The 24,165-nt window shown below is 63.5% G+C and carries 24 protein-coding genes; 6 read left to right on the top strand and 18 right to left on the bottom strand.

Going from position 1 to position 24,165, the window contains the following annotated elements; all coding sequences use genetic code 11:
- Positions 1–54: 54 nt before the first annotated feature.
- From AC0NID_RS12565 to AC0NID_RS12580, 4 genes are all read right to left on the bottom strand, one after another.
- A complete protein-coding gene (locus AC0NID_RS12565) occupies positions 55–834 on the bottom strand; it encodes a HugZ family pyridoxamine 5'-phosphate oxidase (protein WP_473456027.1) in 780 nt (259 codons plus the stop codon).
- 39 nt (positions 835–873) lie between these two features.
- Positions 874–2,046, bottom strand: coding sequence for a CaiB/BaiF CoA transferase family protein (locus AC0NID_RS12570; protein WP_473456025.1), 1,173 nt, complete (start codon positions 2,044–2,046; stop codon positions 874–876).
- Between the two features lie 6 nt (positions 2,047–2,052).
- Positions 2,053–2,814, bottom strand: a complete 762-nt coding sequence (locus AC0NID_RS12575) for a 3-hydroxyacyl-CoA dehydrogenase (RefSeq protein ID WP_473456024.1) — start codon at positions 2,812–2,814, stop codon at positions 2,053–2,055.
- Positions 2,815–2,884: 70 nt separating this feature from the next.
- Positions 2,885–3,421 (bottom strand): GNAT family N-acetyltransferase, encoded by a 537-nt coding sequence (locus AC0NID_RS12580; RefSeq protein ID WP_473456023.1) that lies wholly within the window; start codon positions 3,419–3,421, stop codon positions 2,885–2,887.
- Between the two features lie 284 nt (positions 3,422–3,705).
- On the opposite strand from AC0NID_RS12580, the gene AC0NID_RS12585 reads away from it, so the two are divergent.
- A complete protein-coding gene (locus AC0NID_RS12585; protein ID WP_473456022.1) occupies positions 3,706–4,695 on the top strand; it encodes a glutathione S-transferase family protein in 990 nt (329 codons plus the stop codon).
- Between the two features lies 1 nt (position 4,696).
- Here the strand turns inward: AC0NID_RS12585 and AC0NID_RS12590 are convergent, their stop codons facing one another.
- Positions 4,697–5,197: an NUDIX domain-containing protein gene (locus AC0NID_RS12590; RefSeq protein WP_473456051.1), complete on the bottom strand. Its 501-nt coding sequence runs from the start codon at positions 5,195–5,197 to the stop codon at positions 4,697–4,699.
- A gap of 53 nt (positions 5,198–5,250) precedes the next feature.
- Here AC0NID_RS12590 and AC0NID_RS12595 point away from each other — a divergent pair, with 53 nt between their 5' ends.
- A complete protein-coding gene (locus AC0NID_RS12595; RefSeq protein WP_473456050.1) occupies positions 5,251–6,165 on the top strand; it encodes a metallophosphoesterase family protein in 915 nt (304 codons plus the stop codon).
- A 103-nt stretch (positions 6,166–6,268) separates the two neighbouring features.
- Here AC0NID_RS12595 and AC0NID_RS12600 read toward each other — a convergent pair whose 3' ends face one another.
- The 8 genes from AC0NID_RS12600 to AC0NID_RS12635 all read right to left on the bottom strand — a co-directional run bounded on the left by AC0NID_RS12600 (position 6,269) and on the right by AC0NID_RS12635 (position 15,119).
- Positions 6,269–6,898: a hypothetical protein gene (locus AC0NID_RS12600; protein WP_473456021.1), complete on the bottom strand. Its 630-nt coding sequence runs from the start codon at positions 6,896–6,898 to the stop codon at positions 6,269–6,271.
- Positions 6,899–7,100: 202 nt separating this feature from the next.
- Complete coding sequence (locus AC0NID_RS12605) at positions 7,101–7,904, bottom strand: alpha/beta fold hydrolase (RefSeq protein ID WP_473456020.1); 804 nt, start codon at positions 7,902–7,904, stop codon at positions 7,101–7,103.
- Between the two features lie 125 nt (positions 7,905–8,029).
- Entirely contained in the window at positions 8,030–9,808 is a 1,779-nt protein-coding gene (locus AC0NID_RS12610) for a tetratricopeptide repeat protein (RefSeq protein WP_473456019.1), read from the bottom strand.
- A 249-nt stretch (positions 9,809–10,057) separates the two neighbouring features.
- Complete coding sequence (gene leuA / locus AC0NID_RS12615) at positions 10,058–11,827, bottom strand: 2-isopropylmalate synthase (RefSeq protein WP_473456018.1); 1,770 nt, start codon at positions 11,825–11,827, stop codon at positions 10,058–10,060.
- Positions 11,828–12,282: 455 nt separating this feature from the next.
- Positions 12,283–13,371, bottom strand: coding sequence for an AbrB family transcriptional regulator (locus AC0NID_RS12620; protein WP_473456017.1), 1,089 nt, complete (start codon positions 13,369–13,371; stop codon positions 12,283–12,285).
- Positions 13,372–13,443: 72 nt separating this feature from the next.
- Complete coding sequence (locus AC0NID_RS12625; protein ID WP_473456015.1) at positions 13,444–13,752, bottom strand: putative quinol monooxygenase; 309 nt, start codon at positions 13,750–13,752, stop codon at positions 13,444–13,446.
- Between the two features lie 46 nt (positions 13,753–13,798).
- Positions 13,799–14,599 carry an SDR family NAD(P)-dependent oxidoreductase gene (locus tag AC0NID_RS12630; protein ID WP_473456014.1) on the bottom strand — a complete coding sequence of 267 codons (801 nt, stop codon included), beginning with the start codon at positions 14,597–14,599 and terminating at the stop codon, positions 13,799–13,801.
- Between the two features lie 70 nt (positions 14,600–14,669).
- A complete protein-coding gene (locus AC0NID_RS12635) occupies positions 14,670–15,119 on the bottom strand; it encodes a DsrE family protein (protein WP_473456013.1) in 450 nt (149 codons plus the stop codon).
- A gap of 97 nt (positions 15,120–15,216) precedes the next feature.
- Between AC0NID_RS12635 and AC0NID_RS12640 the strand changes: the two genes are divergently transcribed.
- The 3 genes from AC0NID_RS12640 (at position 15,217) to AC0NID_RS12650 (ending at position 17,002) form a co-directional block, all read left to right on the top strand.
- The gene (locus AC0NID_RS12640; RefSeq protein ID WP_473456011.1) at positions 15,217–16,296 is read left to right on the top strand and encodes a hypothetical protein; all 1,080 of its coding nucleotides are present in this window, start codon (positions 15,217–15,219) and stop codon (positions 16,294–16,296) included.
- Positions 16,297–16,373: 77 nt separating this feature from the next.
- Entirely contained in the window at positions 16,374–16,619 is a 246-nt protein-coding gene (locus tag AC0NID_RS12645; RefSeq protein ID WP_126034432.1) for an antitoxin, read from the top strand.
- A complete protein-coding gene (locus AC0NID_RS12650) occupies positions 16,616–17,002 on the top strand; it encodes a PIN domain-containing protein (protein WP_473456010.1) in 387 nt (128 codons plus the stop codon). The genes AC0NID_RS12645 and AC0NID_RS12650 overlap by 4 nt, the downstream gene beginning before the upstream one ends.
- Before the next feature lie 6 nt (positions 17,003–17,008).
- Here AC0NID_RS12650 and AC0NID_RS12655 read toward each other — a convergent pair whose 3' ends face one another.
- The 5 genes from AC0NID_RS12655 to AC0NID_RS12675 form a co-directional block, all read right to left on the bottom strand.
- On the bottom strand, positions 17,009–17,956 hold the full coding sequence (locus tag AC0NID_RS12655) for a cation diffusion facilitator family transporter (RefSeq protein ID WP_473456009.1): 948 nt from the start codon (positions 17,954–17,956) through the stop codon (positions 17,009–17,011).
- 5 nt (positions 17,957–17,961) lie between these two features.
- The gene (locus AC0NID_RS12660) at positions 17,962–20,151 is read right to left on the bottom strand and encodes an anthranilate synthase (RefSeq protein ID WP_473456008.1); all 2,190 of its coding nucleotides are present in this window, start codon (positions 20,149–20,151) and stop codon (positions 17,962–17,964) included.
- A gap of 256 nt (positions 20,152–20,407) precedes the next feature.
- Positions 20,408–21,496, bottom strand: a complete 1,089-nt coding sequence (locus AC0NID_RS12665) for a M14 family metallopeptidase (protein ID WP_473456007.1) — start codon at positions 21,494–21,496, stop codon at positions 20,408–20,410.
- A 107-nt stretch (positions 21,497–21,603) separates the two neighbouring features.
- On the bottom strand, positions 21,604–22,980 hold the full coding sequence (locus AC0NID_RS12670) for an FAD-containing oxidoreductase (protein WP_473456006.1): 1,377 nt from the start codon (positions 22,978–22,980) through the stop codon (positions 21,604–21,606).
- The gene (locus AC0NID_RS12675) at positions 22,977–23,438 is read right to left on the bottom strand and encodes a DUF4126 domain-containing protein (RefSeq protein ID WP_473456005.1); all 462 of its coding nucleotides are present in this window, start codon (positions 23,436–23,438) and stop codon (positions 22,977–22,979) included. Before AC0NID_RS12675 ends, AC0NID_RS12670 begins: the two co-directional genes overlap by 4 nt.
- 162 nt (positions 23,439–23,600) lie before the next feature.
- Between AC0NID_RS12675 and AC0NID_RS12680 the strand changes: the two genes are divergently transcribed.
- Positions 23,601–24,158 carry a sugar O-acetyltransferase gene (locus AC0NID_RS12680; protein WP_473456004.1) on the top strand — a complete coding sequence of 186 codons (558 nt, stop codon included), beginning with the start codon at positions 23,601–23,603 and terminating at the stop codon, positions 24,156–24,158.
- The last annotated feature ends 7 nt before the right edge of the window (positions 24,159–24,165 follow it).

Raw genomic sequence — 24,165 nt, forward strand, 5'->3', positions numbered from 1 at the left:
GAAAGGGTAGAACATTTGGCTCAAATCTCAAGGCTTGCTTTCGATCCAACGTGATTAACTGTCAGGCTTTGTATAGTCCACCGCTCGGCCGGTCTTTGCCATGTCGACCAGAACGTGCCGGAGTTCGCTCGCCGCCCCCAACGGCTCCGGGAAGAAGACACGACAGACATCGTCGCCCAATGCCAGGTCCATGCCATCGGTATCGAAGCCGGTGACAACCCAGCCGTCACCTGCGGCTCCGGCGAAATGGCGCGCATAGACGGCAATTGCATCGCTATGGTCGGCATTCATGTGGTCGAGGGCGGATTGTTCGCCGGCGGCAAGCTCTTCGACGACCGGTGCGGTCGTGATCAGATCGGCGCGTTCGAGCAAATAGGCCTTGCCGAAGCCGCCGTTGAGGCTGCCGCGTTCCGGCTGGAGGCGGAAGATAGAGAAGTCGCCAAGTCCGGCATAGAGCTTCGCCTTGGGACTGCGGTTGAGATAGCGCCGTTCGGCGCGGGCGTGCTCGCCGGATCCGCGCTCGAGCCGCGATGCTCGACAGACGAGCGTTATTCGCGGGTGTGCCAGCGGGTCGCCCTTGCCGGGCTCGCCGACAAGCAGCGAACAGCGCGGGTCGGCAAGGATCGCGGCGGTATGCGCGGACAGCATCGATACGAGGATCAGCGGTGTGCCGTCGACATCGGTGGCGACGCCAACCCTGCTGGCCAACGGCGAACCGGTCCCGGGCTCGATCACCGCCAGCGCGCCGAAACGGGCGCTGCGGATCAGAGTCTTCGCCAGCCTGATCGCCTTGGCGTCCGTTTCGCGGATCACATCCTTCTTCCGGTCGTCCAAAATGCCTACCGCCTTAAGCTGATCTTCCTTGTCCAGTTATCACCCTGTCACACCGGATTTGGCAAGGGCCTCAGTCTCGTTTTCCAAAAGGCCGAAGCGTGCCAGCACGCTCGCCGACCGACGATCGTGATCGGTCGGCATGGCGGCAAGCGTCGGCCGGGAGCGCGAAAAGCGCGGTGCCGGGGCGGGCCGCTCAAGCGCGCCCGACGTCACAAAGGCGTTGCGAGCGCGATTGTGCGGATGATCCCTGGCCTCCCGCAGCGACAGAACCGGTGCAACGCAGGCGTCGGCCGCAGCAAACAGACGGTCCCAGTCGTCCCGTGTCTTCCGTCCAACCCGATCGACAATGGCGGCGCGCATCTCTGGCCACAACGCCCTGTCGTATTGGCCGCGTACAAAACGCTCGTCGAGCGGTAGCAGTCTTGCGAATTCGGCGAAGAACCGGGGTTCAAGACAGCCGACAGCGACGTGCCGTGCGTCCGCCGTCTCATAGGTGTCGTAGAAGGGCGCGCCGGAATCGAGCAGGTTCGCGCCGCGCCTGTCACGCCACAGGCCCGCCGCCATCATGGCGTGCACGGGTGTCGCCAGCATCGACGCACCCTCGGTCATGGCGGCGTCGATCACCTGGCCCTTGCCGGAGCGCGAGCGCTCAAACAAGGCGGCGAGCGCACCGGCAATCAGCATCATGGCGCCGCCGCCATGGTCGGCGACGAGGTTGAGCGGTGGGACCGGCCGGCTTGCTTCCTGGCCGATGGCGTGCAGTACACCGGAATATGCGAGATAGGTGATGTCGTGGCCGGCACGACCCGACAGCGGTCCGTCCTGACCGAACCCCGTCATGCGGCCGTAGATCAGCGCCGGGTTGCGCGCCAATGCCGCGTCCGGCCCGAGACCAAGCCGCTCCATGACCCCAGGACGAAACCCTTCGATCAGCACGTCGGCCTTTTCGGCGAGGCGCAGCATCAGCTCGACGCCTTCCCGGCGCTTCAGGTCAATCCGCAGGATGGAGCGGCCGTGACGGTCGATGTCGTATTCATCCGGTAGCGACAACAACGGCCGGGTTGACCCAAGCCGCTCGATGCGCAGCACCTCGGCTCCCATCTCCGACAGCATCAGGCCGGCCAGCGGCACCGGTCCAAGCCCGGCCATTTCGATCACCGTCAGACCGGCGAGGGGGCCGGTCTTCGCTGCAGGGGAGACTTCGGCACTCATGGTCGGCTACTTTGGCGCCATGCGGATGGCGCCATCGAGACGGATGGTCTCGCCGTTGAGCATCTGGTTTTCGATGATGTGCAGCGCAAGCGCTGCATATTCGGAAGGCTCGCCGAGACGGGACGGGAACGGCACTGCGGCGCCCAGCGAATCCTGCACCTCTTGCGGCATGCCGGCCATCATCGGCGTCTTGAAGATGCCAGGCGCGATGGTGCAGACGCGAATGCCCGACCGGGCAAGATCGCGCGCCACCGGCAGCGTCATGCCAACGACGCCGCCCTTGGAGGCCGAATAGGCCGCCTGGCCGATCTGGCCGTCATAGGCAGCGACCGATGCTGTGTTGACGATGACGCCGCGCTCGCCGCCCTCCAGCGGCTCAAGCTTCGCGGCCCGGTCGGCTATGAGGCGGATCATATTGAAGGTGCCGATCAGATTGACCTCGATCACCTTGCGGTACTGGTCGAGCGGGTGCGGACCGTCCTTGCCGATCGTCTTCATGCCGATGGCGATGCCGGCGCAATTGACCAGGATACGGGGTTCGCCGAGCACTTTTGCCACTTCCGCTACGCAAGCCGCACCGCCTTCGGCGCTGCTCACGTCGCATTGGATGGCGATGCCGCCAATATCGGCCGCAACCTTCGCCGCGCGCTCGATGCCGAGATCGAGGATGGCAACGCCGGCGCCCTTCGCGGCCAGCGCACGCGCCGTTGCCTCGCCGAGGCCGGAGCCCCCGCCGGTGACGATAGCAATCTGGCCGTTCGGGTTCATGTTAGCGTCCTCCGTCCTGCGGGGCGCATGCTACGAAGCCCGACAGGGCGGCGCAACAGCATCCGGATAGTTACGCCATCGCGGCGACGTGCGCGGCAATCCTTGCCTGATCGGCGTGGCAAACCTCCCCTATCAGCCTTGCCACCGCGCCGGCCGCGATCTCATGCGACAAAAGCCGGTCGAGATCGACCGGGCGCGGCATGGAGATTTGCCCACGCGGGATTCTCTTGAAGCCAAGCGGGCCGTAATAGGACTCGTCGCCGACTAGCATCACGGCTGACATGCCGGCCTTGGCGGCGGCTTCCAGCGCGATCGCCACCAGCCGGCGGCCAATGCCGAGATTCTTGAAGGCCGGTCGCACGGCAAGCGGCCCCAGCATCAGCGCGCGGCCGGCGCCCGCCGCGATGCGTGTCATCCGCACCGAAGCGACAACGATATCGCCATCGACGGCCACGAAGGACAGAGCGCGCTCATGCGGGCCGCCTTCACGGATCTTGTAGGCGGCCAGCACGAAACGGCCCGGCCCGAAGGCTTCGTCGTTGATGGCTTCGATTTCGGAGTCATGCGCCGGGGTTTCCGGCAGGTATTTCACGTCGGCAAGGCTCATGGTCTTTGCGTTCCGGTATACGGGGAAAGGTTTGCTGCAAACGGCAGCGTTCGCCAGTCGGCGCTTCATCAAGCGCGGGCGCCCTTTCGTCGTCGGTCGAACCGGATCAAGCCAAAGTCGAACATGCGGATTTCCGCTAGCACCAATCTTCAGCCACTGCAATCGGCCGTTTTCGCCTGCCACCCTTCGTCTGATGCCCTGCCAATTGACGAACTGTTCAACGCCTGGCGGTTTCCGCATGGCCGCTTTGCGCCTACATCCCGAGACAGACGAAAGGACATCTCATGGGATTGCTGGTCGACGGCAAATGGCAGGATCGGTGGTACGACACCAAAGACAGCGGCGGCAGGTTCGTGCGGGCGCAGTCGCAGTGGCGCGACTGGGTCACCATTGACGGCACGCCGGCCGAAGGCCGCAAGCGCGGCTTCAAGGCCGAACCCGGCCGCTACCATCTCTATGTCTCGCTTGCCTGTCCCTGGGCGCACCGGACGCTGATCTTTCGAGCGCTGAAGAAGCTCGAGGGCGTGATTTCGATCTCGGTCGTCCATCATTTCATGGGCGCCGACGGCTGGACGTTCCTGACCGAGGACGGCGCCACCGGCGACATGCTCTCCGGCCTCGATTTCCTGCATCAGATCTACACCAAGGCCGATCCCGCCTATTCCGGCCGCGTGACGGTGCCGGTTCTGTGGGACAGGCGAGAACAGACAATCGTCTCCAACGAGTCCTCCGAGATCATCCGGATGCTCAATTCCGCCTTTGACGAATGGGGCGATGCCAGTCTCGACTTCTATCCGAAAGCACTGCGCGGCGAGATCGACGCGGTCAATGCGCTGGTCTATCCCTCGGTCAACAACGGCGTCTACCGCGCAGGCTTCGCCACCACGCAAGCGGCGTATGAGGAAGCGTTTGGCGAACTGTTCTCGGCGTTGGACCAACTCGAGGATCGCCTGTCTCGCCAGCCTTATCTCGTCGGTGACCGCATCACCGAGGCCGATTGGCGGCTGTTCACCACGCTGGTCCGCTTCGATCCGGTCTACGTCGGCCATTTCAAGTGCAACCTGCGCCGCATAGCCGACTATCCGAACCTGTCGAACTATCTGCGCGAGCTCTATCAGGTGCCCGGCGTCGCGGGTACGATGAACCTGCACCACATCAAGGCTCACTATTTCGGCAGCCACGGGACGATCAACCCGACGCGCATCGTGCCGGTCGGACCGGAACTGGACTACGCGGCATCGCATGATCGCAATCGGTTCAGTAAGGCGGCGTGATCTACCAGTAGGGTGACGCCGCCGCGCCGCCAAAGGTCTCGGCAAGCCGCCGCAACGTGGCTGGTGTCGTCCCCTCCGGCAGGCGGTCGAGCGGGAAGAACCCGGCTGCGGCGATCTCCCTGTCCGGAAGCTTCGGCGCCGCCTGATCGAATTGTTCGATCAAATAGAAGCCGACATGGTCGCGGCCGCTGGCTCGACGGTTGAAATGCATCGATTTCAGCACCGGCGGCGCTGTCAATGCAATGTTGCCCTCCTCGGAGAGTTCGCGGGCCAGGGCCTCGATCAGCGTCTCGCCCACCTCGACGCCGCCGCCTGGAAGCTGCCAGCCCGGAACATAGGTGTGGCGAATGAGGAAGACGGAATTGGCGGTGCGGTCATGGACCAGGCCGCGCACGCCGAGCGTCATCGGCCGCCTCAGTACGAAGTACAGATGAAACAGTCTTGCCCTGAGGCCCGGCCAGCCGGTCTGGCGTAACGCTTGCTCCGGATCCGGAAGCATCATCACCCACGAAACCGTGGGTGGAAAGCAGCGTGCGCGTCGCTTATGAAGAGAGAATGTTCAGGCTCGCGCATATTTCCGATATCCATCTGGGGCCGCTTCCCGGTGTAACCTATCGCGATCTCGCCTCCAAGCGGGTGGTCGGTTATGTCAATTGGCAGCGCAACCGCCGCCGCCACATGCACGATGCCGTCATCGACACGATCATTGCCGATATGAAGGCGAGCGCACCGGACCACCTTGCCGTCACCGGCGATCTGGTCAATCTGGCGCTCGATGGCGAGATCGAGATGGGCAAGCACTGGCTGGAGACGCTGGGCTCTCCCGATGATGTGTCGGTCGTTCCGGGAAACCACGACGCTTATGTGCCCGGTGCCTTCGACAAGGCCTGCCGGTCATGGGCGGCATGGATGACCGGCGACGGCGTCAACACGCCGGTCGACCGCGACTCTTTCCCCTATTTGCGCGTGCGCGGCAATGTCGCGCTGATCGGTGTCACGACGGCGCGGGCCACGGCTCCGTTCATGGCCAACGGCTTCTTTCTGGAAGATCAGGCGGAAAGGCTGCGCGAAGTACTCGACGCCACGGCCAGGCGCGGGTTGTTCCGGGTGGTCATGATCCACCATCCGCCGGTGCGCGGCGCCGTTTCGCAGCCGAAGCGGCTGTTCGGCATCGCGCGTTTCCACAAGGTCGTTCACCGGCACGGGGCCGAGCTTGTGCTGCACGGCCATTCGCACGAGCCGACGCTGTTCTTCATCGGCGGTCGCGGTGTCAAAATTCCGGTCATCGGCGTCGCCGCCGCGGGGCAGTCGCCCGGTGGCAGGCACCCAGCAGCGCAATACAATCTGTTGGACATCGATGGCGAAAAGGACAACTGGCGGATCAGGCTGACTCGGCGTGGGCTGACCGGGCCGGCCATTCCGCCTTCCGATCTGGAGGTTCTGGAACTTGGCGCGGGCGCTATGGCCTAAAGCCTGTTCCATCCCGATCGAATCGGGACTCTATCTTCTTGTTTGAGTTTGACATGACCTCCAGCGAAAACCAGCCTTACTTTTCGCTATGCGGACCTTCGGTTCAGAATAATGGTCTAAAGCTCAGTCCTATCGCAACGAGGCGGTCCCAGAAAAGCACGACCGATACAGCCAGTCCGACCAAGGCGCCGGCGGCGATCAGCCCGAGGCCGGAGAGGAAGGCCGACCAACCCTTGCCGCGCGAGACGGACCGCAGCGGCGGCTCGGCTTCCAGAACCAAGGCACGTTTCAGTCCTGCGACGGCCTGCTCCACCCCGCCTTCCATCATTCTCTGGCGTTCGACGACGCGCTCCGCGACGTAGCGCGTCACCTGATCGGCAACCGCTTTCATCTCGGTCGATTCTGCGAGCACCACGCGGCCGATTCGCGTGTCCTTGAGGAAGCGATAGGTGCGGCGGTCGCGCCCCATGGCGACATGGCTGACGGCGTCGATCCACAGGCGCGGCTGCAGCCCAGACGACACGGCGAAGTCGAAATTGTCCATGTCGGAGGGCACGTCGGCGAAGATGGGCGCGAGTTCGGCGGCAAGCAAATCGAGCCGCATGCGATGCGCCTCGCGCATGTCGACCACGACGTCGTCGCGATCGGCAAAGGCGTTCTTCACATCGCGGATGGCGTCGGACAGTTTTCGCGACTGATCGATCTGAGTGATATTCTCGCCTGCGTCCTTCATCGGCGTTGCCTCGCGGGTTTGGTTAACAACGAATTAACATAGCCGTCGGCAAAATGCACTTGCGACATCGAGGGTTTGACGCGCCTCGCGTCTGAAGGGGGCGATGCGATGCGCCTTAAATTCGTGTTTTATGCATGCCATTATCCCGAAACCGCTGCGCACCCTCGGTTCAAAGCCGGGGCATCATGGTTGGCAGGAGGGATCAGTCCGCCGCGGCTGCGAATTTTGGACGAAGTGGCCTGCCACGGCGTTTCATATTGCGGCGTACGATCTCGGCGATCAGGCTGGACGCTTCCGCAGCCAGCATATGGCCGGCCTCCAACACATGGTGCAGATGGAAATGCGCCGGCAGAGCATCGGCCTGGGTGAAGGGCAGCACCGCGTCATCTGTTCCCCAAACCACCATCGCCGGCATATCAAGGGTTTCGAGCCGTTCGCGTGGGATAACGCCCTGCCGGTCGTCCCTGGTCATGGCGGCCGCGATCTCGATAAGTTTCTGCAACTGGCTGGGACGCGCACGCATTTCGCCGAGAACATCGACGATGCGCTGCGAGGGCAGGCTTTGCGGTCCGGACATGGCGGCGAGGCAAGCGCGAATCTCGCTCCTGTCGGCAGCGGCGGCGTAACGGCGCAACAGCGGCCCGTTGATCTCAGTCCCAAAGCCGCCCGGCGCTAGAAGCGTCAGCGACGCTATCCTTTCGGGTTCGGCCAATGCCATCAGAACTGCCGCCGCTCCGCCCATCGAATGGCCGACGAGATGCACCCTCCTGATTCCGCGCGCGGCGAGGTCCGCAAGAACGGCCCGAGCGGCCGCCTTGGCCGGACCGCCGCCCGGAAAATCGTGGGATAGCCCATGGCCCGGAAGATCATAGGCGAGCGTCCGTGAACTAGGCGCGAGTGTTGAAACCACCGCGTGCCAGTCGTCGTGGCAACCGCCGAAGCCATGCAGGAAGACAACTGTCTTCGGGCCGGCTCCCCGTTCGACAGCGTAAAGGGAAGAAATCATGAAAATTGATGGTTTTACTGCAGGTCAGACAGGGACGCGAAATTCCAGATTGTGGCTGGATTGCGCCTTGTCCAAGCCGATGGCCAGTAAAATTTTCGCGATCAGCCGGCCTAATTCAGAAGAGCCTAACTGGCATTGCCGAGCCCGGCGGCACGCAAGGCCTCGACCAGCCGGTCGGTCAGATTGGCGGGGTATCTCCTGTCGACAAAGGTCGCGCGCGGATCGGCAGCGAATTTCGGGAATTTGACAGTCATCTCGTCCACGAGTTCGTGCGCCAGTTGATCGCGGCCGGCGGCCTTCGCCCCGATCAGCCGCGCGGCCAGATAGTGCGATTTCGTTGCCGTCGGCCGCAGCGCATCGCTGGCGATTGTGGCCCTGTTCATGTCGCCCAGCATGAACGCACCGACGAAAAGCCCGTAGTCCCACCAAGTCGGGTGAGCGCTGGAGATTTCGACGGCGTGAGCAAGAATTGGCGTGCCCTGGCTGTACTTGCCGGCGAAGATCAGCCCGTAGCCGTAGGCGGCCGCCATGCTGAGGTCATAGGGGTTAAGCTCATGGGCCTTGCGTATCCAGCGGATCGATTCCTCCGAATTGCCGAGGCGCGAGTAGAGGTAGCCATAGGCGCGGTGCGCATAGGGGCTGGTCGGCCCCATCTGCGCGGCGCGATGGGCAAGCGCCATCGCCTGTTCGATCGTTGCGCCGGGGGGATAGGCGTAGTGATCGGTGACCGCCTCGAGGTGTAAGGAAGCAAGCTCGGAATAGACGAGCGACGACTTCGCATCCAGATTGGCCAGGTTTTCGAGACAGCGATACGCAGCCTCATGGGTCCTGGCGCTCTGGTCGAGATAGTATTTGTCGTTGAGCCGCAGACATTCCGTCAGGCCGTTCTGAATGCCACTCTGTTCGATATAGTTGTAGATCGTGCCCGAGGCCGGAACGGCCGAGCTCAAAATATCGGCGACGCTATCCTCGACGGCGGAGGGGGTGTTGTCGGCGGCAGGGAGGCTGCGTGACAGCAGGACCCGTCCGGTTGCCACGCTTTGCAACTCGAGAGTGACATCGCCCGTCGTTGGTCCCGGCAAGACATCGAATAAGAAACTGGTTGCGTCCGCGACCGGGTCCGTTGGGCTGTCGACGTCGCGACCGATGAAGTTGATCGTATCGAAGCTGCTGAGGCCGGCGCGCAGCGACGCGGCAACGCGCGCCGCCTCGGCGCTGTTGGCTTTCACGGCAATGTAGACGAGCGGAAGGGCTTCGATCGGGGGCAATGGCGCGATGCTGCCGGTCGCCACTGCATTCTCGACCGTCGATGCGGCATCGCCTCCGGCCAGCAATGCGCTGCTTCCCTGACGAAGGATCAACACGCCCAGCATGGCGACGACCAGAACGATCGCCAACCAGAAGAACTGGAGATGGCGCCGCAGCGAGGGTGCCGGCCCGCGAACGACCGCATGCGTCGACGATGCGGCATGTTCGGCAATGCCGGGTTCTTCGAGCGATCCCGACAAGCCGGCCACCGCCTCGATGTGTTCCTTCGGCTCCGGCTCGACCGGCAGGCGGATCGCGTTGAGCTCATAGGATGGAACATAGCCGCCACGCGGGATGGCGATGCGGATCGGCTCGGCGACACCCTCATTGGCAAAGTAATGCTGCAGAAGCTCGCGCAGCCTGCCCGCCTGCACCCGCACCACGGCGTCGGTCGACGGATCGAAATCGCCGTCCTTGCCGAAAACATCCATCGCGATGGAAAAGCCCTTGAGCTTATCGGCTTCGCCTGCCTGCTCGCGCTCGACAAGATAGCGAAGCAATTTACGCGCTCGCTCGGATCGTCCGAACGTTTCGCTGGCTAGCAATCGTTCCAACGTCTCGCGCACTGCGGGGGCGGCAGGCGTGGCATGCTGCAAGTGTCGATCCTTTCGAAGTCGGCACAGGTTGAGGCGCGATCATATAGCGCTTGCATGGCCAGACAAGCATGCATGCATTATGCGATCACGTACCCCACCGGATAATTTTCCGGTGGTTAATGGTGCGAAGGGACCAGAGCAGGACGACACCATCCGAGTTCATCTTGCTCCAGCCGTCAGCTTTCGACGGCTTGTCTAGGGTGTGTTTATATTCAGGTGATGCCGGCCTGACCTGAATCCCAACACACCCTAGTCGACTTTTCGACCGACGATGCGGTTGGCGGCGGAAACGACGGCTTCCAGCGAAGCGGCGACGATGTTGGTGTTGATGCCGGCGCCGAACAGCTTGCCGCTGGGATGCTCCATCTCGACATAGGAAATGGCCGAGGCATTCGAGCCGCGCTGCATGGAATGCTCCGAATAGTCGAGCACCGACATCGGCACGCCGACATAGCGCGACAACGCGTCGACGAAGCCGTCGATCGGGCCGGTCCCGGAGCCCGATATCGTCACCTCCTTGCCTCCGTCGAGGATGACCGCCTCCACCGCCCGCCGGCCCTTGGTCTCGATGTCCGGATAGGTGTGGTGGTCGAGGAATTTCAGCCGCGCGCCGGGCTGGTCGACATAGGTGTCGAGAAAGCGCTCATAGATGCGCTTGGCCGGCACCTCCTTGCCCTCTGCGTCGGTGATCGCCTGGATAGCTTGGCTGAACTCGATCTGCAGGTTGCGCGGCAGGTTGAGGCCGTAGTCCGCCTGCAGCACATAGGCGATGCCGCCCTTGCCCGACTGCGAGTTGATGCGGATGATCGCCTCGTAGTTGCGTCCGACATCGGCCGGGTCGATCGGCAAATAGGGGACTTCCCAGTACGGCGTGTTGGCTTTGCGCAACGCCTTCATGCCCTTGTTGATGGCATCCTGATGTGAGCCGGAAAAGGCCGTGTAGACGAGCTCGCCGACATAGGGATGACGCTCGGGGATCTTCAACTGGTTCGAATATTCGTAGACGTCCTTCATCCGGTTGATGTCGGAGCAATCGAGCTGGGGATCGACGCCTTGCGTGTACATGTTGAGCGCCAGCGTGACGATGTCGACATTGCCGGTGCGCTCGCCATTGCCGAACAGCGTTCCTTCGACGCGATCCGCGCCAGCCATCAGGCCGAGTTCGGTTGTGGCGATGCCGGTGCCTCGGTCGTTGTGCGGATGCAGCGAAATGAGCAGGTTCTCGCGGTTGTCGAGGTTGCGGCACATCCATTCGATGCGGTCGGCATAGATATTGGGCGTCGACATCTCGACCGTGGACGGCAGGTTGATGATCAGCTTGTTTTCCGCCGTCGGCTTCACGATCTCGGTGACGGCGTTGCAGATTTCCAGCGCCACTTCGAGCTCGGTGCCGGTAAAGCTCTCCGGCGAATATTCGAAACGATAACCGCCGCCGGCTTTCGCCGCCATGTCGGTGATCATCTTGGCCGCATCGGTGGCGATCCGCCTGATGCCGGCGACGTCCTTTTCGAAGACGACGCGGCGCTGCAACTCGCTGGTCGAATTGTAGAAATGCACGATCGGGTTGGTGGCGCCCTGCAGCGCCTCGAAGGTACGGCTGATCAATTCCGGCCGGCACTGAACCAGCACCTGCAGCGAAACATCGGCTGATACATTGCCCTCTTCGATGCACCAGCGGGCGAAATCGAAATCGGTCTGCGAGGCCGACGGGAAGCCGATCTCGATCTCCTTGAAACCCATGTCGAGGAGCAGGGCGAACATACGCGCCTTGCGCTCGTGGCCCATCGGGTCGATCAGCGCCTGGTTGCCGTCGCGCAGGTCGACCGAGCACCAGATCGGCGCCTTGTCGATGACCTTCGAAGGCCAAATACGGTCGGTGAGACCGACGGTCGGGTAAGGTTGGTATTTCCGGGCTGCATCGGGCATGCCCCGGGCTGCCTCCGGCATGCCCCGGGCTGCCTTTGCGCCAGGCTTGCCGATCTCGCCGCCATTTGGACGGATGTCTTCTCGTGCGTTCATTGTCGTCTCTCCCGGCGGCTCGCGGGATCCGCCTTCAGGCGGATTTGGTGCCGAGCGGCGCCTTTACCAGATATTCATTCGCTTGATGTGACTTGCCAAGGAGCATGCGCGTGAGCGGCGGTTCGACCGCCGGGCGCTCCTTCAGCGAACCCGGCGATCGCCGATAAGGCCGAGAAGCAGCAGGGCGGAAGCAAGCGCGCGCGGTCTCGCCGGCAAGCCGGTCTGACGGGAAACGACGGAGGTGGCGCGCGTGTTCATGGCGGTTCTCATACAGGAGCAGCCAATGCGAGGCAAGTGGGCTGCCCGGCGCCTGTCGTAAGCAGATGAGCTGTCCGCATTAGGTAGCAGATGAGTTGTCCGGTTTTATCGCATTCCCGCCTGGGTCGACTATCGGCGTGGCGAGGTCAGCCATGAATGGCATGGCGCACACGCATCTGATCTATTTCTTCATCCGGTCAATCCCTCAAGCTTCGCGCCACCAGCCGCGCCACGCTCGGCCCGACCAGCAGCACGACGAGGAAGCGTGCCGATTGCAGCGCCATGACGAAGGAGATGTCGACGTGCTGCGCGGCGGCGGCGATGATGGCGACGCTGTCCATGCCGCCGGGGCTGGTCGCCAGATAGGCTGTCAGCGGATCGATGCCGAGCACATGGCTGATCATGAAGCCGAGGCCGCCGCAGAAGGCGATGAGAATGATGATCGAGCCGACGATCTGCGGCAGCGCCCGCGTCGCGTGCCGCAGAATCGCCCTGGTGAAATTCAGGCCGATGGTCCAGCCGATCATCGTATAGCCGACCGCGAGCAGCCAGGGTGGCAACTGCATCGTCATGCCTAGTCCGAGATGCACCGCGGTGCCGAAAATGAAGGTGCCCAGGAAGAAAGGTGACGGCAACCTGAGCAGCTTTCCGATGAGGCTGCCGACGAGCGCCACGCCCAGTGTCACGGCAAACGCTGTTGGATCGATCGGCGGGAACCAGACGATGGCCGGGATCTCGATGCCTGATGTGTCGACCCACATCTTTGCGACAAGCGCAGCCGTCACCGAGACGAAGATGACGCGCAGATATTGCATGAAGGCGACGAGGCGCTGGTCCGCTCCGAAGGCGCCGGCCATCAGCACCATGGCAGTGGCAGCGCCCGGCGATGAGCCCCAGATCGCGGTGGTGCCGGGCAGGATGCGCCAGCGGCTGATCAGCCAGCCGAGCAGGCTGGATGCCGCAACGGTCGCGAGGACTGTGCCGAGGAACAGCGGCCATTCCTTGTAGAAGACCGGAAAGATGTCGGCGGAGATCGAAGCGGCGACAAGGCAGCCGACGATCGCCTGGGCGGCGCCGAACAAAGAGCGCGGCACCCGCACCGTAGCGCCGTTGGTGCCGGCCAGGATCGCCGCCAGCATCGGTCCGATCAGCAGCGCCGCCGGCAGAGCTGCGAATTCCAGCGCGCCGGCGAAGAGGATCGAGAAAACCAGCAGGGCCAGCCATTGCCAGCCCTTGTGCATTCGCGCCATGCGTTCGACGGTCGGCTGGTCTGGCAAGGAGTCCATTTTTTCGGTCTTAGACCCGAACAGGGGAGATGCGAACGCTGCGGCGGCGAAAAATGCGTCCGCCCTCAGGCGTCAGCCGGTCTTGGCGGCGGGCAGGCCGAAGCCGCCTACGGGCTGGGTCTCGACCTGGAATTCGAAGCCGGCGATGATCGGCCGCGCCTTGGCGATCGCCGCCTGGACTTCCGGCAGTTGCAGCGAAGCCTTGTGGCTTGCCTGGTCGGTCCATACCTCGGTCACCCAGATCGCGTCGGCATCGGCCGGATCGGTGGCGATGATGTAGCTCAGGCAGCCCGGCAAAGCGCCTGTGCTGGCAAGCAGGACATCCATGATCGCGTCGCGTTGGCCGCGCGTCGCCCGCATCTTGCCGATCAGACCGTACATTGCGGTTTTCTCCGTTGGCTTCCGCGACAAGTATGCAGGCCGCCGCTCATGGCATCAACTGGCCACCATTCACCTCGATCACCTGGCCGGTGATGTAACCGCTCAACAGGGCGGAGGAGAGGAACAGATAGGCGCCGACGCAGTCTTCGGGCGTGCCGGCGCGGCCCTGCGGGATGGTGGCGACCATTCCCTTCATCTGCTCGTCGGTGGAATAGCGCTCATGGAAAGGTGTCGCGATGGTGCCCGGCGCCACTGCGTTGACGCGGATGTTGAAGCCGATCAGTTCCTTGGCCATGCCACGGGTCACATTGGAGACGAAGGCCTTGGCCGAGCCGTAAAGCCCGGCGCCGCCGCCGGCGCCGTTGCGCGCCGCGATCGACGAGGTGTTGACGATGAAGCCGCCCTGTCGCTTCAGCCATGGCATCGCCTTGCGCGAGGCGGTCAGCACGGAGCGGGCGTTGAGATCCATCACCGCGTCGTAATGCGCCTCTGTCTGCTCGGCGTAGGGCACGCGCCCAAGCATGCCGCCGGCATTGTTGATCAGGCCGTCGAGCCGGCCGAAGTGCTGCGTACTGTCCTCGACGACGCGCTCGACATCGGCAGGGATCGAGAAATCGCCCTGGACGAGGAATACCTCGCCGCCGCCGTTGCGAATGGTCGCGGCCAGGTTTTCGGCAGCCGCCCGGCTTGAATTGTAATGCAGTGCGACGCGGCATTTCTGCGCGGCGTAGGCCAGTGCAAGTGCCGCCCCGATGCCGGTCGAAGCGCCGGTGATCAGCACCGCCTTGCCGGCGAGGTCGGGGATGACCAGGGTAGGGATGACAAGGCTGGTTGTGGTGGCTGGCACGTCTCTTCCTCCGGAACTTTACCTATTCTTCGTAGGGGCTCGCCGCCCTCATGTTCAAGGCCGAAGGGGCTCAGGGCCGCAAATAGGCGTAGCCCTGGCGCTGCAATTCGGCGAGCTTGACGACGCCGCCGGTCTCGGCGGCATGAAAGCCGTCGAGCAGATCGGTGAGCGCAACATCCATGCCGTGCATGGTGTTGGCGCAGGCGTGCGGGCTCAGCCCGTCGCGAACCAGGCTGGAAAAACGGCTGGAGATGGCTGCCGACGCGCTCTTCGACTTGAAAGCGGCGAGCGCCGGGCCATGCACGACCAGCACGATGTCGACCTTGCCGCCGGTGCCCTCATAGTGGTTCTTGATGTTGCCCAGCACGAAACCGACCTTGTCGAGGTCGCTGAGGTGGTAGGCGACCTTTTGCCTTTCTTTTGCCACGACGTCCTCCACGGCAGCCGCCTGGACCTGGCGCAGTCCGAAAAGGCCCGTGGCTCCGGCAAGAGCCACGCGGAAAATGTCGCGGCGCCGCATGACTTCCTCCTCCTGTTGCCGGCTTCGCAAATTGCGTGGCCTCGGCTTCCATCCTAGCATAAATTGGAGCCACGTCCCGTCGGGCGAGGAGGGGCACATGATTTCGAGGACCATTATGCTCAGCGGACTTGGTGTTGCCTTGCTTGCCGCACTCGCCGGCACGGCGTTCGCCGATGATGCACGCAAGCTCACCGACCTCAGCCCGGACGGCAAGGATGCCTGCTTCGGGCGTGTTTACGATGCCGCGCATCTCAAGGTGCATCCGCATCAGAAGGTGGGGCGGATCTTCTTCTACCATGGCAACGATCCGGTCAGTCACCCGAACGAGGAGCCGAGCAGCGGTCCGTCCGGCTACACCGGCTTCATGGCGACGACGGTGCGCGGCGCCAGGAAGCCCGAATGGGTCGGCGGTTGGTGCGGCAAGGGCGATTCGCAGTCGAGCGAGATCCATTGCGGCATGGAATGCGACCGCACTATGGCTTCACTTAAGGTCGATGAAAAAGGCCGGCTGATCGTCTCCGGCGTGCAGCGAGACCTTTATCTCGATGCCGGCGCCGAGGATGATCTGGGCGAAAAGGAGTATGCCAGGCAGGCGCTCGGCGCTGAGGATGACGGCTTTCGGCTCGACCGCATGCCGACGGAGACCTGCAAGGCCGAATTCGCGCGCATCGATCCGGTCGACCCGGCACTGGGAGCGTCGCTGCGCGAACGGCTGAAGCCGGACCAGTCCTTCTGCTACGGGCGCGACTACGATGCCGCGCATCTTGGTTCGCATCCCGACCAACTCACCCGGACCATCCGGGTTTTCCGGGGCCCGATCGAGCTGGCCGCCTTCGCCACTGACGGCGATCCGGAGAACTGGCCAAACGGTGCCGACATTGCCGTCTCCGTCACCACGCGCCAGAACGCCGCCTCGGTCACGCAGGGCTACAGTTGTGAAGGCGAAGCCGACCAGTGGCGCTGTGCGGCGAGCGCGAAGACGAGCGACTTTTCCTGCGATATAGCGCCCAGGGAGATCTATCTGCGTCGCGGCGTCAACGGCACGATGATGCTGGCCAACCCCAACAGCAGCCTGCCGATCGTGGACCTGTGCTCGACGGCGGCAGTAGGCAAGACGATGTCCGACGACAAGATCTACCGCCTGGAGCCGATGCCGCAATCCGCCTGCACGCCTTGAGATTTGTCGCAGACCATCTTGTCTATGTGGCGAAGTGATATATATCTTTGCCATATACCATTGAAGAGATTGGCACGATGGAAAAAGCAAAGGTGTTCTGGTCAGGCCGCTCGCAGGCGGTGCGGCTGCCAAAGGAATTCCGTTTTGAAACTGACGAGGTTTCGATTCGCCGCCATGGCCAGAGTATAATCCTCGAACCGCTCGCGAAGGATTGGGCCTGGCTCGACCAGGTGATAGGTCCGCTCGACGATGATTTCGCCGAGGCAGCGCTGGAACGTCCAGCTGAGCAGGACCGGCCGGCTTTGGATGACGTTTTCAAGTGATCTATCTGCTCGATACCAATGCCGTCATCGCGATCATGAAAGGCGACGCAGATCTGCAGGCGCGGCTCAAGCCACACAGGCCGCATGATTTCGCACTTTCGGCCATTGTCATGCACGAACTCTACTACGGTGCTCAAAAGAGCCAGCGAAAGGCCGACAATCTGGCGCGCATCGAAGCGCTGCAGTTCCCGGTGCTCGAATTCGATCGGGAAGATGCAAGGCATGCCGGCGAGATTCGGGCGACGCTTGCGACGTTGGGAACTCCGATCGGTCCCTACGATGCGCTGATCGGCGGGCAGGCGCGTGCCCGGAACCTCACGTTGATAACCCGCAATGTCCGGGAATTCGAGCGGATCAAAGATCTCGCAGTCGAGACGTGGTGAGCAACTTCACGCGAACGGCACGGCCGTCGTGCCCTTGGGCAGCTTTGCCTCGTCATCGGGCTCGACATGGATGGTGACGCGAACCGAGGGGATTTCTGCCTTCAACGCATCTTCGATGCGGTCACAGATGACGTGGCTGGCGCCCACCGACATGTCGGCGTCGACGACCAGGTGGAATTCGATGAAGGTGGCGCGGCCGGCAATGCGCGTCTTCAGATCGTGGACTTCCATCGCGCCCTTGCAATTGGCCGAGATGACGTCTCGGATGCGCATGTGCTCCTGCGTGTCGACGGCGCGATCCATGAGGCCGCTCAGCGATTCTCCAGTAAGCTTCCAGCCTTGGTAGAGAATGTTCACCGCCACGAGAAGCGCAAGCAGCGGGTCGAGGATTTGCCAGCCGGTCATCACTGCGGCGACAAGGCCCACGATGACACCAACCGAAGTCAGCACGTCGGTCATGATGTGCTGGCCGTCGGCGACCAGCGCCGGCGAACGTTTGGCGCGGCCGTTGCGGATCAGCAGGAAGGCCCACATCGCGTTGACGAGAGCCGCGACGGCGTTAATCGTCAAGCCTTCCCAGGGCTGTTCGAGCGGTGCCGGGTTCTGCAGCGACTGCCACACCTTGGCTATGATCAGCAGCGCCGCCACGACGATCAGCACACCCTCAAGTACCGCGGAGAAATACTCGGCCTTGTGATGACCGAACGGATGGTCGCTGTCGGCCGGTTTATGGCTGATGCGGATCGCCCAGAGAGCGGCGGTCGCGGTGATGACGTTGACGATGGATTCCAGCGCGTCGGAATAGAGGGCGACAGAGCCGGTGATCCGCCAGGCGGCAAACTTCAGTCCCATTACCAGGAAGGCGATGACGATCGACCAGAAGGCGAGGCGCGCGACCCTGCGCTTGGCGGCCGCGTTTGCTGCGGTCGCCGTCCTGTTTTCCGTTTCGGCCATAGTGGCTAAGCCGCCTTTTCTTTGGCCTTGCGCGGCAGATGCGCAACGATGTTCTCGATGATGCGCATGCCGGCATTGTGGCCGAGCGTCATGATCGATTCCGGGTGGAATTGCACTGCGGCGATCGGCTCCTTGCGGTGCTCGAAGGCCATGATGACGCCTTCTTCCGTCTCGGCGGTGACGATGAAGCCGTCGGGCAAGCGTACCGGATCGGCGAAGATCGAGTGATAGCGGCCGACCGTCACCTCCTTGGGCAGGCCGGAAAAGATGATGCCCGGCTTCGACACGCGGATACGCGACGGCTTGCCATGCATCGGCACGTGCAGTTGGCGCAGTTCCCCGCCATAGGCCTCGGCCAGCGCCTGCAGGCCGAGGCAGACGCCGAAGATCGGCAGGTCGCGCGCGCGGGCTCGTTTGATGGTGGCGGCGCAGTCGAAGTCCTTCGGCGTGCCGGGTCCGGGCGACAGCACGACCAGGTTTGGCTTCAGCCGGTCGAAGATCTCGTCCGGCACAGGCGTGCGCACGGTCGAGACATTGGCGCCGGTCTGGCGGAAATAATTGGCCAGCGTGTGGACGAAGGAGTCCTCGTGGTCGACCAGCAGGATGTTGACGCCGTCGCCGACGCGCGCGGTGCTGCGTTCGGTCTCGGCGGCATTGCCTAATTTGGCGTCGCGGATGGCGGAGAGCATGGCGGATGCCTTCAGTTCGGTTTCGGCTTCTTCTTCCTCGGGAATGCTGTCGAAGAGCAATGTGGCGCCGGCGCGCACCTCGGCGATGCCGTCCTTGATGCGAATGGTGCGAAGCGTCAGGCCGGTGTTCATGTCACCGTTGAAATTGACCATGCCGATCGCCCCGCCATACCAGGCGCGCGGGCTCTTCTCGTTCTGCTCGATAAAGCGCATGGCCCATAATTTCGGCGCGCCGGTGACTGTGACCGCCCAGGCATGCGACAGGAACGCGTCGAAGGCGTCCATGCCTTCGCGCAGCCGTCCCTCGATGTGGTCGACGGTGTGGATCAACCGCGAATACATCTCGATCTGGCGGCGGCCGATGACGCGCACCGAGCCCGGGTCGCAAACCCGCGACTTGTCGTTGCGGTCGACGTCCGAGCACATGGTCAGCTCGGATTCGTCCTTCTTCGAATTGAGCAATTTCAGGATCTGCTCGCTATCGGAAATGGCGTCGTCGCCGCGCTTGATCGTGCCGGAGATGGGGCAGGTCTCGACCCGGCGGCCGTTGACGCGCACGAACATTTCGGGCGAGGCGCCGATCAGATACTCGCCTTCGCCAAGATTGATGAAAAAGGAATAGGGTGAGGGGTTTATGGTCTTCAGCTTGCGGGAGATGTCGGAGGGCGGCGTCTCGCAACGTTCGTAGAACATCTGGCCGGGCACCACTTCGAACAGGTCGCCACGCTTGAAACTCTCCATCGCCTTGCGCACCAGATTGGCATATTCGCCGGGCTCATGGTCGCCGCGCGGCGGGATGCGGTCGGCTGTCTTGAACGGCTCGATGATTTCGTCGCGCGGCAGGCCCTCCGTCGAAAACCCGTCGCCCGAATAATCGTAGCGGTCGGTCCAGGCCTTGGTCGAATAATGATCGACGACCAGGATCTCGTCGGGCAGGAACAGCACAAGGTCGCGTTGGCGTCGTTCGCGCTCGAGCTTGTAGTCGACCGGATCGAACTGGAAGGCGAGATCGTAACCGAAGGCGCCGTAGAGGCCGAGATTGGCGTCCTCCTCCGTCTTGAACAAGGCGGTGATGGCGCGCAGCACGGTGAAGACGGAGGGAACGCGGCTGCGTTCTTCTTCGGTGAAGACGCGGCCGGGCTCGGCCACGTCGAGGCGGATCAGGCTCTTCGACGTCTCGGCGATCGTCACGTCGTCAAGCCCGCCAAGCGCCTTGCCGATCACCGGCAGAAGCACCTCGCCACGGCTGTTCAGCGCCTCGACGCGCATGGCGCGGCCGCGCGCCGAGATCACCAGCGGCGGATCGATGATGGCGGTGTCCCAGCGCGTGTAGCGGCCGGGATATTCGTAATTCGAGGAAAACACGGCGCCACGGCGCGCATTCAGCCCGTCGACATAGGCGTCGATTGCGCCTTCGTAAGGCCGGTCGTGGCGCTCGCGGGTAATCGTCACGCCACCGGCCGTGACGAAGCGCTCCGCCCCGTTGTCCAGAAATTTCGTCGTCATTGCCGTCTCCATCAGCGTCTTGCTATTTCAGCTTCTTGGGGCAAGGACCCGGGGATGGCTTGAAAAAAACAAATGGCCGCCCGGACATTCCGTTGCGGCCACCCTCCATTTTCACGCGCACGCGTTCGAACAGGCCGCTGTCAGCGAGCCCACCACCAAACGGTCTTGATCGAGCGCATGTTCATGGCGATTCCAATAGCGGCGATTGAACGGCTGCGCAACTGGATTCAATGAAGCGCGAGGGGAGGCCTGAACTTCAGTCCTCCAGCGTCCCCGACCTTGCATCGGTGCTCTTTTTGTCACCGACCAGCTTCAGCAGATCTTCGCCGGCGCGGATGATGCGCCGGGAACGACGGGTCAGGATGAGACCCGCCTGCGGCGCGAACACCTGCGTGCGGCCGCCGGCCTCACCCGGCGCATGGACGATGGTGGCGAGCAGTGCGCCCTTTGCCACACGGTCGCCGGGCTTCACCTCATAGAGGATCGCGCCCGCCCGGGGCGCCGGCATCATGTCGATGTTTTCGAGCGGTGCGACGAAACCGGTAAAAGAGCTGGGACCGGTAAAGCTAGGGCCGGCAAAGCCGCCGGGCGCGGGCAGGGCCTGATCCTGGATCACGCCGCGCGCCACCAGCAGCCGATAGAGCCCTTTGGCGTCGGAGCCGGCCAGAGCGCCGTCGACATCGAGTATGCCGCGATACTCGACCGTGGTGGCGACGCGCCGGTCGAACCGCGCCACTTCGTCCGGGGCCTTCAGATACGGCATGATCGAGGCACCCTCGAAAGTGCCGTCGGTGTCCTCTTCCCACAGTACCACGGCATCGACCCCCATGGCCGCCGCACAATCGGCCATCGTCGGCCACAGGCTCGCGTGGACATAGAGATAGGCGAGGCCCTCGTCGTCGCAATGCAGGTCGAGGACGATGTCGTGGCCGATCGACAATTGCAGCAGCCGCGTCTTCAGCCGCTGGTCGGCCGTGCCAAGCGTGGTGTCCGGCAAGAGCGCCGTGTCCGGCGCGCCCAACAGCGGAAAGCCGCGGTTGAAGTTGGTGCGCGTGCCCAAGTGGAAACGGCCCTGATGCTCGCCGAAATGATACTGGGCGCGGCCGATCGGATTGGCTTGGGGCACGATGGTGATAGTGCCCCTGACGCGGCCTTCCACTTCGGCCTGTTCAAGCATCGGCATCAGCGCATCGATGGCGACGACGCCCGGCAGTTCGCCGGCATGAAGCGCCGCTTGCAGATAGGCCGAAGGTGCGGCCTTGTCCTTCCCCTCGAGGCGAAACACCGGAAATTCGTAGGACACGCCTTCGGTGTCGCCGGCTATGCGTTCGATCGATTTCTGCATGGAATGCCTCCAGGAAAGGGGCCGAACACATGCCCTTTCCCCAATACGCTGTCGATTGGTCCAGTCCCGGGCGCTATGGGCGCAACGAGCGCCGAAGCGCCCACCATTTAGGCCAGCGGCTTCAATTCCTGGGCTATGGTGGGCAGAAGTTCCGAGACGTTGGGGTGGATGTGCATGGCGCGTGCCAGCGTGCTGACCGGCGCCTTGGCGTACATCAGGTCGAGCACGCAGTGGATTGCCTCGTCGCCGCCGGGGCCGAGCACCGAACAGCCGAGGATTTCCTTGGTGTCGGCGTCGACCAGGATCTTCATGAAACCTTGCGTCTCGCCCTTTTCGACGGCACGGCCGACGCGGGTCATCGGCCGCTGGCCGACCAGCGCGCGACGGCCGGACTTTCTTACCGCCGTCTCCGTCATGCCGCAGCGGCCAAGCGGCGGGTCGATATAGAGGGCATAGGCCTCGATGCGGTCGCTCACCTTGCGCGGATCGTTGTCGAGAAGATTGGCGGCGACGATCTCGTAGTCGTTGTAGGAGGTGTGGGTGAAGGCGCCCTTGCCGTTGCAGTCGCCCATCGCCCAGATGCCTGGTACGCTGGTGCGCAACTGGTCGTCGACGACGATGAAGCCGCGTTTGTCGACATCGACGCCGGCCTTGTCGAGGCCGAGATCGTCGGTGTTGGGAGTCCGCCCCACTGCCAGCAGCACATGCGAGCCGACTGCAGCCGCCTTGCCGGCGGAGAAAGTCACGGCGATTTCGTTGCCATGTTTGACAAAGCGTATGTCGTCGGCGGCGAGATGAATGGCGATGGCCTCGTTTTCGAGGATGGACAGGACTGCGTCAGAGACATCCTCGTCCTCGCGGCCGATCAGCCGCGGGCTCTTTTCTATCACCGTGACCTCTGAACCGAAACGGCGGAACATCTGGGCGAATTCGAGCGAGACGTAGCTGCCGCCGACGACGACCAGATGGCGCGGAAGTTCGTCGAGATCCATCATCGACGAATTGGTGAGGTAGGAAATGTCGTTGACGCCTGGCAGGTCGGGCACCGAGGCGCGGCCGCCGGTGTTGAGGAATATCTTTTCGGCGCTCAGCAGGTCGTTGCCGACGCGCACGGTGTCGGCGGTAACGAAGCGCGCATGGCCGCGATAAAGCGTGCATTTGTCCATGCCGGCAATCCAGCTTTCGAGATTGCCGCGGGCGTCGCTCGATACCTTGTCCTTGCGCGCCTTGATCGCCTTGTAGTCGACACCGACCGGACCGGAGAGCGTCACGCCGTAGTCGGCGGCGCGGCGGGCCAGATGCGCGGCATAGGCGCTGGCCACCATGGCCTTTGTCGGCATGCAGCCGGTGTTGACGCAGGTGCCGCCGACCAGTTTCCGCTCGATCAGCGCAACGCTCATGCCGGCCGCCGTCAGCCGGCCGGCGAGCGACGGGCCGGCCTGTCCGGCGCCGATGATGATTGCGTCGAATGTCTTCGCCGTCATGCCACCGCCGCCACGATGAGAAGGCCGCCGACGATTGCCAGAGCATCCTCGATGAAGGCGGCGGGCGGGTCCTTGCCGAAAGTGATGGCCAGGCGTTTGCGTAGCTCGGCGCCGCCGAGCGTGCCGATCACCGCGCCGATGGCGCCAGCGATCAGGCCGCCGATGGTGGCGCCGCCGGTCGCGCCGATAACTGCACCGGTGAAGGCGCCCATGATGATGCGCGCGCCAAACTGCTGCGGCACTTTTCTGCTCGGCGTGGACGGCAGTTGGTCGGTGACCAGCTCGACGATGGCGAGGATGGTGAAGATGCCGACAGCGGCCCAGTGGCTCATGAAACCGGCCCAGGTGCCGGCAACCGGCAGCCAGCCGAGATACGCGCCCCAGGCGACCGCGGCCGGCGCGGTCATGGCGCGCAGACCGGCAATGACGCCGATCAGAAGTGCAAGCACGTACAGCATGATTGATCCCCTCATAGCAGGGCTCAGGACAACCCTGCCGGAGCAGGCTAGCATAGGCGCGGCATTTGACCAGAGGTCTGCGATTTCTGGCGCTCCCCGATTTTTATGGACTGTGCTTTGACACCACGTCGAACCAGCATGCTGAGTTAGGAGGGCATAGCCTTGGACAGAAGCGAGCGCGTAAAAATGGCGGCGGGCGAATGGTACACTTGCCTCGACCCAGAGCTGGAGGCACTGCGCATCGTCGCGCGCGACGCGGTGTTCGAGCATAATTCGCTGCCACCCCGACGACGCGGCGACATGGGATGGGCCCTAAAGTCGCTGCTCGGCGCTGCCGGCGAGGGCGCCCGGATCGAAGCGCCGTTCCACTGCGCCTACGGCTTCAATCTCTTTCTCGGCGACGGCGTCTTCCTCAATGCCGGCTGCACTATCCTCGATACGGCACCAGTTCGCATCGGCAATGGAACGCTGCTCGGCCCCAACGTGCAGATGTACTGCGCCGAGCACCACAGGGAGGCTGCGGGTCGACAGGCGGGGCTGGAGATCGCCAAGCCGGTCGAGATCGGCGACAATGCCTGGATCGGCGGCAGCGCCATCATCCTCGGGGGCGTCAGCATTGGCGACGGCGCCATCGTCGGCGCGGGTGCGGTGGTGACGCGCGACGTGCCTGACAATACCACGGTTGTCGGCAACCCGGCGCGGCCGGTCAGGCGCGGCTGAGCATCAA

It is taken from the genome of Mesorhizobium sp. WSM4821, from assembly GCF_055901555.1.

Coding starts and splice junctions, on each gene's coding strand:
- AC0NID_RS12570 (WP_473456025.1), bottom strand. CDS start 2,046: ATGAGTGCCGAAGTCTCCCCTGCAGCGAAGACCGGCCCCCTCGCCGGT.
- AC0NID_RS12575 (WP_473456024.1), bottom strand. CDS start 2,814: ATGAACCCGAACGGCCAGATTGCTATCGTCACCGGCGGGGGCTCCGGC.
- AC0NID_RS12580 (WP_473456023.1), bottom strand. CDS start 3,421: ATGAGCCTTGCCGACGTGAAATACCTGCCGGAAACCCCGGCGCATGAC.
- AC0NID_RS12585 (WP_473456022.1), top strand. CDS start 3,706: ATGGGATTGCTGGTCGACGGCAAATGGCAGGATCGGTGGTACGACACC.
- AC0NID_RS12590 (WP_473456051.1), bottom strand. CDS start 5,197: ATGATGCTTCCGGATCCGGAGCAAGCGTTACGCCAGACCGGCTGGCCG.
- AC0NID_RS12595 (WP_473456050.1), top strand. CDS start 5,251: ATGTTCAGGCTCGCGCATATTTCCGATATCCATCTGGGGCCGCTTCCC.
- AC0NID_RS12600 (WP_473456021.1), bottom strand. CDS start 6,898: ATGAAGGACGCAGGCGAGAATATCACTCAGATCGATCAGTCGCGAAAA.
- AC0NID_RS12605 (WP_473456020.1), bottom strand. CDS start 7,904: ATGATTTCTTCCCTTTACGCTGTCGAACGGGGAGCCGGCCCGAAGACA.
- leuA (WP_473456018.1), bottom strand. CDS start 11,827: ATGAACGCACGAGAAGACATCCGTCCAAATGGCGGCGAGATCGGCAAG.
- AC0NID_RS12620 (WP_473456017.1), bottom strand. CDS start 13,371: ATGGACTCCTTGCCAGACCAGCCGACCGTCGAACGCATGGCGCGAATG.
- AC0NID_RS12625 (WP_473456015.1), bottom strand. CDS start 13,752: ATGTACGGTCTGATCGGCAAGATGCGGGCGACGCGCGGCCAACGCGAC.
- AC0NID_RS12635 (WP_473456013.1), bottom strand. CDS start 15,119: ATGCGGCGCCGCGACATTTTCCGCGTGGCTCTTGCCGGAGCCACGGGC.
- AC0NID_RS12640 (WP_473456011.1), top strand. CDS start 15,217: ATGATTTCGAGGACCATTATGCTCAGCGGACTTGGTGTTGCCTTGCTT.
- AC0NID_RS12645 (WP_126034432.1), top strand. CDS start 16,374: ATGGAAAAAGCAAAGGTGTTCTGGTCAGGCCGCTCGCAGGCGGTGCGG.
- AC0NID_RS12655 (WP_473456009.1), bottom strand. CDS start 17,956: ATGGCCGAAACGGAAAACAGGACGGCGACCGCAGCAAACGCGGCCGCC.
- AC0NID_RS12660 (WP_473456008.1), bottom strand. CDS start 20,151: ATGACGACGAAATTTCTGGACAACGGGGCGGAGCGCTTCGTCACGGCC.
- AC0NID_RS12665 (WP_473456007.1), bottom strand. CDS start 21,496: ATGCAGAAATCGATCGAACGCATAGCCGGCGACACCGAAGGCGTGTCC.
- AC0NID_RS12670 (WP_473456006.1), bottom strand. CDS start 22,980: ATGACGGCGAAGACATTCGACGCAATCATCATCGGCGCCGGACAGGCC.
- AC0NID_RS12675 (WP_473456005.1), bottom strand. CDS start 23,438: ATGCTGTACGTGCTTGCACTTCTGATCGGCGTCATTGCCGGTCTGCGC.